The sequence below is a fragment of the Streptomyces sp. NPDC045955 genome, from assembly GCF_056430805.1.
Genome location: NZ_JBWKKY010000009.1, coordinates 59,074 through 71,915, shown reverse-complemented (window position 1 = coordinate 71,915; position 12,842 = coordinate 59,074). Strand labels below are relative to the sequence as shown.

The following is a 12,842-nucleotide window of genomic DNA, read 5'->3' as shown; positions in this document are numbered from 1 at the left end:
CTGCCCCGCCCCGCCGACAACCGGTTTTCCCACCGGCACCGGCGCACCGCCGCTTCGGCAAGGGCCCGGCTCCCGCAACCCGGCCCTCGACACCCGGTGTTCGAACGGGAAGACGGCGTTCCTCGGCCATGTTGCCGCCACCACCGATCTGGCCGAACTTCGCGTCGCTCCATAGGTGCCTGGGGCATCTAATGAAGATCGGCACGACGCACACTTCGTCTGCGAGGTCTTCATGACGGAAACGACCGCACCCGTCGCCTTCCCCCAGAACCGGACCTGCCCCTACCAGCCGCCCGCCGCCTACGACTCGCTGCGCGACGAGCGCCCCCTGACCCGCATCACCCTCTTCGACGGCAGTGAGGCGTGGCTGGTCAGCGGGCACGCGACCGCCCGCGCGCTGCTGGCCGACCCGCGGCTGTCCTCCAACCGCAGCCGCCCAGGCTTCCCCGCCCCGACCCGGCGATTCGCCGGGATCACGAACCGCAGAACGGCCCTGCTCGGAGTCGACGACCCCGAGCACCGCGCCCAGCGGCGGATGGTCGTCGGCGACTTCACCCTCAAGCGAGCCGTCGAACTCCGGCCACGGATCCAGCAGATCGTGGACGAACGGCTCGACGCGATGATCGCCCAGGGCCCGCCCGCGGACCTGGTGAGCACGTTCGCGCTGCCCGTGCCGTCCATGGTGATCTGCGCCCTGCTCGGTGTCCCGTACGCCGACCACGACTTCTTCGAAGCCCAGTCACGCCGGCTGCTGCGCGGCCCGGAGACGGCGGACGTCGAGGACGCCCGCGACCGGCTGGAGGCGTACTTCGGCGAGCTGATCGACCGCAAGCAGCAAGACCCCGGCACCGGCCTGCTCGACGACTTGGTCCAGCGGCAGCTGCGCGAGGGCGCGCTCGACCGCGAGGGCCTGATCGCCATGGCGCTCATCCTGCTGGTCGCCGGCCACGAGACGACCGCCAACATGATCTCGCTCGGCACCTTCACCCTGCTCCAGCACCCCGAACGGCTGGGCGAACTGCGCGCCGACCCGCGGCTGCTGCCGGCCGCGGTCGAGGAGCTGATGCGGATGCTGTCGATCGCCGACGGCCTGCTGCGCCTGGCCGTCGAGGACATCGAGGTGGCCGGGACGACGATCCGCAAGGGTGACGGCGTGGTCTTCGCGACCTCCGTCATCAACCGCGACGAGACGGTCTACCCCGAGCCGGACACGCTCGACTGGAGCCGCCCGGCCCGGCATCACGTCGCCTTCGGCTTCGGCATCCACCAGTGCCTCGGCCAGAACCTCGCCCGCGCCGAGCTCGAGATCGCCCTGCACACCCTCTTCGACCGGCTGCCCACGCTGCGGCTGGCCGCCCCGGCGGAGGAGATCCCCTTCAAACCGGGCGACACGATCCAGGGGATGCTGGAACTCCCCGTGATCTGGTAAGAGGCTTCCCACATGCACATCGACATCGACAAGGACGTCTGCATCGGCGCGGGCCAGTGCGCCCTGACCGCCCCGGACGTGTTCACCCAGGACGACGACGGCTACAGTGCCCTGCTGCCCGGCCAGGAGGACGGCGGCGGCAGCCCCCTGGTACGGGAGGCGGCCCGGGCCTGCCCGGTGAGCGCCATCACCGTCTCGGAGAAAGTGAGCTGAGGCCGGGCCTCACGCCCTTTGCAGGAGCAGCCGGACGGCCTCCCGCGCCTCGGCAGCGGGCCCGGCGCTCCTGGTGACACCGGCCGCGACCATGGCACCCTCGACGAGCGGAAACAGCTGCCCGGCCGGCGCGCCGGGCAGCCCCGCCGCGTCGGGAGGCGAGGCTCCGCGCACTGCTCGACGCCCTCGCCCAGTTGGCCGCGCCAGCGCGCGTCACGCCGGTCTCCACAGCCGACCGAGGAGAATCCATGACCGACCGCCCGCCGCTGCCGCCCTTCAGCCGGGACACCGCCGCGCAGAAGGTACAGGCCGCCGAGGACGCCTGGAACACCCGCGACCCGCACAAGGTCGCCCTCGCCTACTCGGAGGACTCCGTCTGGCGCAACCGCGACACCTTCCTCACCGGACGCGCCGAGATCGTCGACTTCCTGACCGGCAAGTGGGAGCGCGAGCGGGAGTACGCGCTGCGCAAGGACCTGTGGGCCTTCGACGGCAACCGCATCGCGGTCCGCTTCCAGTACGAGTGCCGGGACGCGGAGGGCCGGTGGTGGCGCTCCTACGGCAACGAACTGTGGGAGTTCGACGAGCACGGCCTGATGACCCGCCGTGAGGCGAGCATCAACGACGTGCCGATCGAGGAGCGGGAGCGCCGCATCTTCGGCCCGCGGCCGGAGCGCGAGCGCGGAGCCACGTTCCCCGTCCGGTGAGCCCGGGGGAGTCGCTAGGGTTTCCGGGATGACCGAACAGTCCGCCCGGAAGCCCTTCCTCTACGTCGTCGTCTGCGCCGCTGGAATCGCCGCGGACGTCAGCAAACTGATCACCGCCGCGCAGGAACGCGACTGGGAGGTCGGTGTCATCGCGACGCCCGTCGCCATGAACGGCTTCTTCGACACCGCGGCCGTCGAGGCGCAGACGGGGCGCCCGATCCGGTCCGCCTGGCGCACCCCGGGCGAGCCGCGCCCGTTCCCGGCGCCCGACGCCGTGGTCGTCGCGCCCGCCACCTTCAACACCGTCAACAAGTGGGCGGCCGGCATCGCCGACACCCTCGCCCTGGGCACCCTGTGCGAGGTCGCGGGGCTCTGTGTGCCGGTCGCCGTCCTGCCGTGCGTGGCCGACGCGCTGGCCTCCCACCCCGCGTACCGGGACAGTCTCGAACGGCTGCGGGCAATGGGCGTGCGGTTCGGGCAGCCGTACACCGGAGAATCCGGTGAGGACGGCAAACGGCCGGAGTTCGGCTGGGAACGGGCCCTGGACCTGGTCGAACGCGGCTGACGGTCGGCCGGTCGGCCGCACCCGACCGTGCGTCCCTCCACCATGCCGCCGGTGTGCAGCGCCGCCCGCGCGGCATCCGGAACCCGGCTTCGAAACGACCGCCGAGCAGGCCGACGCCGACGTGACCCGTACCCGCGCGGTCGCCTCACGCCCCGGCTGGAGATCGGTGAGCGCGCAGTCCACGGAGTGCGTCAGCCGGGCCTTCGACGGATGGCTGCCGATGCGCGGGCCTGGCCGCCTTTGCTGCCTCGGCCGGGCCTCGGGCCGCGGCGGGACCGGCCGGCTCCACGCGGTCGAGGCGGGAGCCAGGGACGCCGCGGTCGTCCCGGTCAGCACCCTGAGCTCCTCCGTCGTGCCGCCACCGCGTCCTCCCGTACGCACCCGACCGGCCGGACGCCGGTCACCTGCGCCGCGGATGCGGCAGCGGCCCGGGCGCCGGCCGGTCCCACGCCGATCGGTCGCCTGGGAGCAGCAACGATGACGGCCCGTCAGCCGGTGCGCCCGCGACGGCTTCGAGTGCACACGAGCACGTACGCTCCCCCTGGAACACCTCCCGAAGGCAGGAGCAGCAACGATGCAGTACGTGAAGCTCGGTTCGACGGGCCTGGACGTCTCGCGGATCTGTCTGGGGTGCATGACCTACGGCCTGCCGGACCGGGGCCGGCACGAGTGGACCCTCGACGAGGAGGCCTCGCGCCCGCTGATCCGGCAGGCGGTCGAGGCGGGGATCAATTTCTTCGACACGGCCAACGTCTACTCCGACGGCACCAGCGAGGAGATCGTCGGCCGGGCCCTGCGCGACTTCGCCCGCCGCGACGAGATCGTGCTCGCCACGAAGGTGCACGGCCGGATGCGGCCCGGGCCCAACGGCGGCGGACTGTCCCGCAAGGCCATCATCACCGAGCTCGATCAGAGCCTCACCCGCCTCGGCACCGACTACGTCGACCTCTACCAGATCCACCGCTTCGACCCGCACACCCCCGTCGAGGAGACGATGGAGGCCCTGCACGACGTCGTCAAGGCCGGCAAGGTTCGCTACATCGGGGCGAGTTCGATGTACGCCTGGCAGTTCTCCAAGGCCCAGTACACCGCCCGGCTGAACGGCTGGACCCGTTTCGTCTCCATGCAGAACCACTACAACCTCCTCTACCGCGAGGAGGAGCGCGAGATGCTGCCCCTGTGCGCGGACCAGGGCGTCGGCGTGCTGCCGTGGAGCCCGCTCGCCCGCGGCCGTCTCACCCGCGACTGGGACACCACGACCGAGCGCAGCGCCACCGACACCTTCGGCAGCAACCTGTACCAGGAGGGCGACCGCACCATCGTCGAGGCGGTCACCCGCATCGCCTTGGAGCGGGACGTGCCCCGGGCCCGGGTCGCGCTCGCCTGGTTGCTCCACCAGGACACGGTGACGGCCCCGATCGTCGGAGCGTCCAAGCCGCAGCACCTCCAGGACGCGGTGGCAGCGGTGGAGCTGGAGCTCGGCGACAAGGAACTCGAGGAACTGGAGCGGCCCTACACACCGCATCCGATCGCCGGTCACTGAAAGCGCCTCATAGGGGCGCGGGAACGGCGCGGCCAGGCCGTCGCTACCATGCACAACCTCGCCCTGGTCGGGTGAAACAACAGGTCAGCCATCACCCCAGACGTGCTGCCACCGAGCCTTCTGCAACACCCTTTAGTGGGGCCCCTGCGGCGCGAACTCCGTCCCGCAGGGCCCCGCCCCCTCGCTCTCCGGCAGCGCCACCCTCGCCCCGCTCATCGTCAACGTCCGGTAGAACCCCCCGATCCGCTCGGCCGAACGCCCCGCATAGTGCCCGATGAACGACCGCCGGAACCGATCACCCGAACGGTTCGGCTGCGACCCGTGCACCAGACTGCCGTTGAAGAACAGAACGTCCCCGGGCTCCATGTCCACGGGCACGGCGGCCAGACCGGGCGGCGGCGGAACGTACTCCCGCGCGAAGGACACCCCCGCGTCCGCCTCCTCCGGGCAGAACAGGTCCATCCGGTGCGTGCCCGGCACGACCTCCAGCCCGCCGTTCTCCCGGTCGATCACGTCGCAGGCCAGCCACGCCGCCACACACGTGCCCGGTTCCACCCGCAGATAGAAGTTGTCCTGGTGCAGCGCCTGCCCCCGGGCACCCGGCGGCTTGAAGTAGAACATGCTCTGCGCGGCCAGGACCTCCTCCCCGAGGAGCACCTCCAGCACCGTCCGCAGCCGGGCGTCCAGCAGGACGTCGCGAGCGAGGTCGTTGATCTCGTGCGGGTGCATCACCCGCGGCCAGACGTGCAGCGGATCGGCGCCCGGCCCGGACGCGCGCGGCTCGAAATGCCCGGGAACCGGTCCGGCCGCGCGCAGCGCCGTGAACTCGTCGCACAGCCGCTCGGTCTCGCCGGCCCCGAAGAGCCCGCGCACGATCGTGAAACCGTCCTCCTCGAACCCCTCCCGATACCGCCCGAGCGCGGCAGGGTCCAGGATGGGAGCGCCGGCGGCGCCATTGCCCGTGACTGTCATGAGCGCACTCCTCGGTCAGGTGTCCCCGGCACGACACGCTAGGCCACCGAGCTGCCGAGGGGGATGCCCGTGCGTGCTGACGGATTGCCCGGCACTGCTGAGCACGAGCCCGGCGGGGACCCCGCACCGCCGCCCGGTCTGGTCGTGGTCGGCCACTTCGACCAGATGCCCGGATACGGCGTCAATCGGCCGCGCGGGTCCGCGAGTTGGCTGTTCACCTGGACCATGGCAGGCGGCGGGCGGCTCCGGCAGGGCGGGGTGGAGACCTCGGCCGGCGCGGGCCACCTGGTGGTGCTCGCCCCGGGTGCCCCGCACCGCTACGCGGTCGAGCCCGGCGCCCGGCGCTGGCGGTTCTGGTGGGCGCACTGCCAGGCCCGCCCGTCGTGGGCCGCGTGGCTGCGGCCGTACGAGGCCGGTGACGGGGTCTACGTGGTCACGTCCGCCCCGGCCGGAGTGCACGGCCGTGTCGAGGCGGCGTTCCGGCGGATGCACGCCGACGCCCGCCGGCCAGGGGCCGGGCTACCACCGCCCGAGGCGGTGGCCCCGGGGGATGCCGCGGATGACACTGCGGCCCAGGACGGTCAGATCGCCGTCGCGCACGGCGGCGCCGCCCGCGAACTGGCCCTGTGCGCCATGGAGGAGATCGTCCTCCTCACCACCGCCGGTGCCCGGCCGGCGGCACCCCGGCCCGGTCTCGACGCGCGGATCCAACGGGCCCGGGAGCTGATCGACGCCGATCCGGGCGCCCCGCACACCGTCCGCTCGCTGGCCGGGCAGGTCTCCCTGTCGCCGTCCCGCTTCGCCCATCTCTTCAGCCGCCAGCTCGGCCGGCCGCCCATGCGCGCCGTGCGCGAGGCGCGGCTGCGTCATGCCGCCCGCCTGCTGGAGGGCACCGACCTGCCCGTGGAACGCGTCGCCGCGGCCTCGGGTTTCGCCAGTCCGTTCCACTTCAACCGCGTCTTCCGTGAGCGCTACGGAACACCTCCCGGGGCGTACCGGAACGCCGCTCACGGCGGTCCGCGCGGCTGAGCAGCGGTGTGGTCATTGGTTGCGGCAGGAGTCCCCGAAAGGGCCGTGCCGGGAAGGTCCGAGGGTGTGAGCTGCTGTGCAGGCGGCAGTCCAATGGTTTTGGGGCGACGCCCGGAGCCGGGCGAAAACGCGCCGGAAAAAGCAGAACGGACAGTGCGGAAATCCCTTTCGCACCGCACACTGACGTTTTGTCAAAAGGTGCTGCCCGCCTACGTAATGCACGAAACGGTGAGATCACTTGTTCCCTGTCGCTGACCTGTGCAAAGGTGTGCCTTGTCGGCGTCCGGACAACACGCCTTTCTTCGCATGCGCGAGGCCACCGGGTCGACATACCCCTTGGTATGGACTTTATTCCGCATGTCCTTGAGAGGAATGCAGCCGTGAACGACGCAGGCCCGTCGAATTCTCCGGGTCCGGCCCGCAGGATCGGCGCGACGGACGAGCAACTGAGCGCCGAGCTCAGGAAGTGGACCGGGGCGACCCCCGCACTTCACCCCGTCGGCGAACTGCTGGACCGGCACTGGGAGGCGGCCTCCGCCTACGCACGGCTGTGCACCGACGGGCCGCGTTCCGCCGGAATACTCACGACTGCCGCCTTCACCCGGATCTTCGGCGAGACCCTGCGCCAGAACGGCCCCACCTCCGCGTGGCGCCCCCATCTGCTCGTCATCGTGCGGCGTATCGCCGCCGAGTGGGCCACCGACCACAGACGCGACATGCTCCACCCGGAGCTGCTGTCCGGGTCCGGTGAGGGGGAGCGAGTGGCCGCCCGTCTGCTGCCGCAGCAGCACCGGCGGCTGCTGTCCGGCGCCTTCCAGCGACTACCCCAGTCGGCGCGCTGTCTGCTGTGGCACGTCGAGGTCGAGGCCGAACCGCTCGCCGTCCCCGCCGGGCTGCTCGGCCTGGACGAGGAGGGCGCCCGCGTCGAACTGGACCGGGCCCGCGACCGGCTGCGCGAGGAGAGCCTCCAACTGCACCGCGAACTCGCGCCCGACGAGGAGTGCCGGCGCTATCTCCGCCTGCTCGACGTGACGTACCGGCGTGGCGGCCACGGCATCGACCCGGATCTACGCGCGCATATCCAGGGCTGCGGGCACTGCGCCGCTGCCGCGGACCAGCTCGGCCGGTTCAACCACGGGCTCGGTCCCGCCCTGGCCGAGGCGGTGCTCGGCTGGGGCGGCCTGGAGTACGCGGAGAGCAGACCGAGCGGCGTCGCGGAGAGCGACGTGACGGACGCCCGGGGGCCCGGCGCGGAGACGGCCGCCGCCGCGGGGACCGGACTCCCCGCAGGTGTGGCCGGTGGGGACGCCTTCCCCGACCCCGTCGTCCTCGCGGGCATGGCCGGGGAGTCGTTCACCGACCCCGTCGGCACGCCGGCCGCGCCGGCCGTCCCCGCGAGGGGGGACGCGGCGCGAGCTCACGCCCACGACGGCTTCCCGGCCCCGCCCGACGTCCCGCCGGCCGGTGGAGCCACTCCCGGCCGGCGTGCCGCGGGTTCCCGTCCCGGCCGGCGTGCGGCAGGCCCCCGCGCCGCGGCGCGCAGATCCGCCCACAAGTCGGCCCGCCGTTCGGCCCGCCGCCGCAACCTCTCCGTGAGCATCCTGACCGTCAGCGGCCTGGTCGTCATCCCGCTGGTCCTGTGGTCCCTGGGCAGCTCCGGCGAGGGCCCCCAGCAGGCCGGTGCGGGGCGGCCCTCCGAGACGCCCGGCTCGGGTGCGGGAGAGCCGACGGGCGACCCGTCCTGGATCGGGTCGGGCGACGCCGAGAAGGGTGCCCTGCGCGGCCGGCTGCACAACGTGGGCTCGGGACTGTGCGTCGGCGTCGAGGACGACAAGGCCGTCGAGGGCGCGGAGGCCGAACTCACCCCCTGCTCCTCGGCCGCCGCCCGGCAGTGGACGTACGAGACCGACGGCCTGCTGCGCAACGGCGCCGCCCCGGACCTGTGCCTGGACTCGCGCCTCGGCTACTCGGTGCGGCTGGCCCCCTGCGCGGGAGCGTCCCAGCAGGACGCCAAGAAAATCCGCTACGACTTCACCCTTCAGGGCGCCCTGGTGCCCCGCTGGAACCAGGACCTCGCCCTGGCTCCGGCCGCGACCGACGGCTCGGGATCCCTGGTCCTCAAGGCCCGTGGCGACGACGAGGATCAGCGGTGGGCGATCGACACCTCCAAGGCTGACCTCCAGATGGAGGCCGTCAACTGGCACGCCGCCGCCCCCGCGCCGCGCCCCACCCCGACACCCACCCCCACGCCCTCGAAGACCCCCACGGCGACCCCGATCCCGACCCCGTCCGCCACCCCGTCGGCACAGCGGCCGGCACCGACCGGCCCGGCCCCCACCGACTCGGCCTGCTACCACGACGGCTACCCCTGCGACGGGGACGGCCAGGACGGCTACCCCGGCTACGGCTACCCCGGTTATGGGTACCCCGGCTACGGCTACGGCTACGGCGGCTACGGTTACGGCGGTTATGGAGGCGGCCGCCGCTGACCGGGTGCGCGCTCAGCTCCCGGCGACGCGCAGCGACAGCCACAGCGCCACCACGGCCGGCACCAGCGCGGCCGGTACCGCGAGCAGCCCGAGCCGGGTGAACTCCCCGGCCTCGACCCGGTGTCCGTGCTGCTGCACGATCCGCCGCCACAGCAGGGTCGCCAGCGATCCGGCGTAGGTCAGGTTGGGGCCGATGTTCACCCCGAGCAGCACCGCCAGCACGGCACCGGGGCCGGCCCCCGCGGTCAGCGGCAGCAGCACCAGGACCGCGGGCAGGTTGTTGATGAGGTTCGCCAGGACGGCGGCCAGCGCGGCCACGCCCAGCAGGGTGAGCAGGCCCGTGCCGGTGGGCAGCACCCGGTGGAGCGCGTCGGCGAGCCCGTGGTCGACGACCGCCCGCACCACGACGCCCAGGGCGAGCACGAACGCCAGGAACGCCGGCGCCGCGCACCGCGCCACGGTCAGCGGGGTGGCCCGCCGCCGCAGCAGCGCCCGTACCGCCAGCACGAGCGCCCCGGCCAGGGCGGCCCAGGCCGGTGCGATCCCGAGGGCGGAGGCCACGACGAACCCGGCCAATGTGCAGCCCACGGTCACCAGGGCGAACAGGGGCAGCTCGGGGGGCCGCGCGGGGTCGGGCGAGGGGACAGGCGCGGTCAGTTCCTCGTCGAAGAAGCGCCGGAACACCAGGTACTCCGCGCCGATCGCCACCAGCCAGGGCAGCGCCATCAGCGCCGCGAACCGGGTGAAGCTCAGCCCGCTCGCCGTGAAGGCCAGCAGGTTGGTCAGGTTGGAGACCGGAAGCAGCAGCGAGGCGGTGTTCGACAGATGGGCGCACGCGTACAGGTGCGGCCGGGCCCGGACGCCCATCCGGGTGGCGGTGGCGAGCACCACCGGGGTGAGCAGGACGACGGTGGCGTCCAGACTGAGCACGGCCGTGATGACGGAGGCCAGCGAGAACACCGCGGTCAGCAGCCGCGCGGGACGCCCCGCCGCCCAGCGGGCCATCCACGCCCCGCAGGCCGTGAACAGCCCCTCGACGTCGCAGAAGTGCGCGAGCACCAGCACGGCCGCGAGGAAGCCGACCACGGGTCCCAGCCGCTGGATCTCCTCCCACGCGTGGTCAGGCGAGATCACTCCGGCGGCGACCGCGATCCCGGCGGCCGGAACCGCGACCACGGCCTCGGGCAGCCCCCGCGGACGGAGTACGGCCCAGACGAGCACGGCGGCCAGCAGCGCCACGGACAGGACTTCGGCGAGCGGGGTGTTCAGGGCGGAGTCCTCCGGGGCGTGATCACAGCGTGCCCGCCCATGAAACCAGGGGTTGGTAAGAGAGCTACGAGACCGGGAAGTCCGCTGTCACAGCTCGTCGAGCAGGGCCAGCTCCGCCCAGATCGTCTTGCCCTCGGCGGTGTGCCTGCTGCCCCAGCGCTGGGTGAGCTGGGCGACCAGGAGCAGACCGCGGCCCCCCTCGTCCCAGGTCTTGGCGCGGCGCAGGTGCGGCGCCGTGTGGTTGGTGTCGGACACTTCGCAGGTCAGCGTGGACGCGTCGTGGATCAGCCGCAGCCGGATGGGCTGGGCGCCGTAGCGGATGGCGTTGGTGACCAGCTCGCTCACCACCAGTTCCCCGGTGAACGTGGCCTCGGTCAGCCCCCAGCGGTCGAGCTGGTCGACGACCTGCTTGCGGATGGGGGCCACCAGCGCCGGGTCGGCGGGGATGTCCCAGGTCGCCACCTGGGAGGACGGCAGGCCCCTGGTGCGGGCCAGCAGCAGGGCCACGTCGTCCGCGGAGCCGCTCGGCGGGAGCAGGGCGTGCAGCACGCGGTCGCAGATCTCGTCCAGGGAGTCGGAGGGAGCCGACAGCGCCTCGCGCAGCATCCGGTGGCTCGCGTCGACGTCCCGCTCGCGGCTCGCGACCAGCCCGTCCGTGTGGAACGCCAGGACACTGCCCTCCCGCAGCTCCACCTCGGCGCTCTCGAACGGCAGCCCCCCGACACCGAGCGGGGGACCGGAGGGCAGATCGAGCTGCCGGGCCGGGCCGTCCGGCGGCACCAGCATGGGCTGCGGGTGCCCGGCCCGGGCCAGGGTGCAGCGCCGCGACACGGGGTCGTACACGGCGTACAGGCAGGTCGCGCCCACCTCCCCGGTGCCGGCGTCGACACCGGACTCCTGGGACAGCCGGACGACCAGGTCGTCGAGGTGGGTGAGCAGCTCGTCGGGGGCCAGGTCGATGTCGGCGAGGGTGCGGACGGCAGTGCGCAGCCGGCCCATGGTGGCCGAGGCCTGGATGCCGTGCCCGACCACGTCGCCGACGACCATCGCGACGCGCATCCCGGACAGCGGGATCACGTCGAACCAGTCGCCGCCCACGCCGGAGCGGGTGGCGGGCAGATAGCGGGAGGCCGCCTCCACGGCGGCCGTGCGCGGCAGCTTGCGGGGCAGCAGGCTGCGTTGCAGGGTGAGCGTCGTCTCGCGCTCGCGTGAGTAACGGCGGGCGTTGTCGATGCAGACGGCGGCGCGGGCCGTGACCTCCTCGGCCAGCAGCACGTCGTCGTCGGTGAAGGGCTCCGGGCGCCGGAAGCGGGTGAAGACCGCGACCCCGAGGGTCGAGCCCCTGGCCTGGAGCGGCACGGACATCGTCGAGTGGATGCCGTACTCGCGGATCCGCCGGAACCGGACCGGGTCCCAGGCCAGCCACTTCTCGAGGTCGCTGCCGTCGGTTCCGGGCGCCACGACCGTGCGCCCCGCGATGAGCGAGGCGGCCTGCGGGGAGGTCTCCGGATAGACGTCCACCTGCCCGGGCTTGGCCACGGCCTCGGGGCTGCCCGAGTTGACCGACTGGTGGGCGGCCCGGCGCAGGCTCACCGGTGGTTTCGGAGGGGTCGGCGGGCCGGCGGACTCGCCGCCGTTGTCGCATGCGTCGAGCAGGTCGACGCTGACGAAGTCGGCGAGCACCGGGACGCACACGTCCGCCAGCTCCTGGGCCGTACGGGCGACGTCGAGGGTGGTGCCGATGCGCACGCTCGCCTCGTTGACCAGCTGGAGCCGCTCCCGTGCCCGGTACTGGTCGCTGAAGTCGTGGGCCGTCACGCACACGCCCCGCACCCGGCCCGAGTCGTCGGTGAGCGGTGCGAGCCGGGCCAGCCAGGCGTGCGCCCCCCGGTTCTCGCCGCTGGCCTTCATGTACGTCTGCATGTCCTGCCGCCTGCCGGTGCTCAGCACGCGGCGCAGATTCTCTTCGAGCTCCGTGTTCTGCGGCCGGCTGCCGACTTCGGTGGGCCGCAGGCCGCGCAGCCGGTCGGCGGGCAGTCCGAGGAGGTCCGCCATGGCGTCGTTGACGCCGCGCAGCCGCAGCTCTTCGTCGAAGATCATCGTGGCGCAGGGCGACTGCGTCAGGGCCGCCCGCACCAACGGGTCGTCCGTCGGCTCCGGGCCGGGGGCCTGAGGAGGGGAGACGGCGAGCCACTCGGTCGCCTCCGGGCCGTCCGGCGGTCTGCGGTGGGCGAGCACCCACGCGGAGACCGCGTGCCCATCGCGGTGACGCAGCGTGAGCACCCCGTTCCAGCGGGCGTCGGCGGGCACGGACGGCGGTGCCGCTCCGTCGGCCAGCAGTTCGGCGGCCGGGCGGCCGAGGACCTCGGCGGCCGTGTGGCCCAGGAGACGGTGGGCGCCCTCGCTCCACTCGGTGAGGGTGCCGTCGGCGGCGATGACGGCACGGGCGGCCATGGCATCGTCGAACGGCTCGTCCGGGCTCATCGTCGCCACTCCATACGGACACTCACAGTGATCAGGGAGGTCGCTTGAGTTCCAGACTAGACCGTGGACGCCCGACGTGGCCCGGTAACCCCTGTGCCGCCCGGCCGCCCACGGTCAAGGCGCAATTCCGGCCGATGTGACC

11 protein-coding genes are annotated in these 12,842 nt (G+C 73.0%); 7 read left to right on the top strand and 4 right to left on the bottom strand.

Translation table 11 applies throughout. The features are described from left to right. Nucleotides 1–232 precede the first annotated feature (232 nt). Nucleotides 233–1,429, top strand: a complete 1,197-nt coding sequence (locus AC07F0_RS19945) for a cytochrome P450 (protein WP_478980548.1) — start codon at nucleotides 233–235, stop codon at nucleotides 1,427–1,429. A gap of 12 nt (nucleotides 1,430–1,441) precedes the next feature. Then, nucleotides 1,442–1,642, top strand: coding sequence for a ferredoxin (locus AC07F0_RS19940; protein ID WP_356929129.1), 201 nt, complete (start codon nucleotides 1,442–1,444; stop codon nucleotides 1,640–1,642). A gap of 9 nt (nucleotides 1,643–1,651) precedes the next feature. Here AC07F0_RS19940 and AC07F0_RS19935 read toward each other — a convergent pair whose 3' ends face one another. Next, on the bottom strand, nucleotides 1,652–1,816 hold the full coding sequence (locus AC07F0_RS19935) for a hypothetical protein (RefSeq protein WP_478980546.1): 165 nt from the start codon (nucleotides 1,814–1,816) through the stop codon (nucleotides 1,652–1,654). Between the two features lie 74 nt (nucleotides 1,817–1,890). On the opposite strand from AC07F0_RS19935, the gene AC07F0_RS19930 reads away from it, so the two are divergent. From AC07F0_RS19930 to AC07F0_RS19920, 3 genes are all read left to right on the top strand, one after another. After that, on the top strand, nucleotides 1,891–2,349 hold the full coding sequence (locus AC07F0_RS19930) for a nuclear transport factor 2 family protein (RefSeq protein WP_478980544.1): 459 nt from the start codon (nucleotides 1,891–1,893) through the stop codon (nucleotides 2,347–2,349). 28 nt (nucleotides 2,350–2,377) lie between these two features. Further along, on the top strand, nucleotides 2,378–2,914 hold the full coding sequence (locus tag AC07F0_RS19925; protein ID WP_478980542.1) for a flavoprotein: 537 nt from the start codon (nucleotides 2,378–2,380) through the stop codon (nucleotides 2,912–2,914). A gap of 574 nt (nucleotides 2,915–3,488) precedes the next feature. Then, entirely contained in the window at nucleotides 3,489–4,457 is a 969-nt protein-coding gene (locus AC07F0_RS19920) for an aldo/keto reductase (protein ID WP_478980540.1), read from the top strand. Nucleotides 4,458–4,589: 132 nt separating this feature from the next. Here AC07F0_RS19920 and AC07F0_RS19915 read toward each other — a convergent pair whose 3' ends face one another. Next, a complete protein-coding gene (locus AC07F0_RS19915; protein ID WP_478980538.1) occupies nucleotides 4,590–5,429 on the bottom strand; it encodes a phytanoyl-CoA dioxygenase family protein in 840 nt (279 codons plus the stop codon). A 63-nt stretch (nucleotides 5,430–5,492) separates the two neighbouring features. Here AC07F0_RS19915 and AC07F0_RS19910 point away from each other — a divergent pair, with 63 nt between their 5' ends. After that, nucleotides 5,493–6,458 (top strand): helix-turn-helix domain-containing protein, encoded by a 966-nt coding sequence (locus AC07F0_RS19910; RefSeq protein WP_478980537.1) that lies wholly within the window; start codon nucleotides 5,493–5,495, stop codon nucleotides 6,456–6,458. Nucleotides 6,459–6,838: 380 nt separating this feature from the next. Beyond that, nucleotides 6,839–8,947 (top strand): ricin-type beta-trefoil lectin domain protein, encoded by a 2,109-nt coding sequence (locus tag AC07F0_RS19905; RefSeq protein WP_478980535.1) that lies wholly within the window; start codon nucleotides 6,839–6,841, stop codon nucleotides 8,945–8,947. A 12-nt stretch (nucleotides 8,948–8,959) separates the two neighbouring features. On the opposite strand, the gene AC07F0_RS19900 is transcribed toward AC07F0_RS19905, so the two are convergent. Next, nucleotides 8,960–10,186 (bottom strand): SLC13 family permease, encoded by a 1,227-nt coding sequence (locus AC07F0_RS19900; RefSeq protein WP_478980533.1) that lies wholly within the window; start codon nucleotides 10,184–10,186, stop codon nucleotides 8,960–8,962. A gap of 117 nt (nucleotides 10,187–10,303) precedes the next feature. Beyond that, complete coding sequence (locus AC07F0_RS19895) at nucleotides 10,304–12,700, bottom strand: SpoIIE family protein phosphatase (RefSeq protein ID WP_478980531.1); 2,397 nt, start codon at nucleotides 12,698–12,700, stop codon at nucleotides 10,304–10,306. Nucleotides 12,701–12,842: the final 142 nt, after the last annotated feature.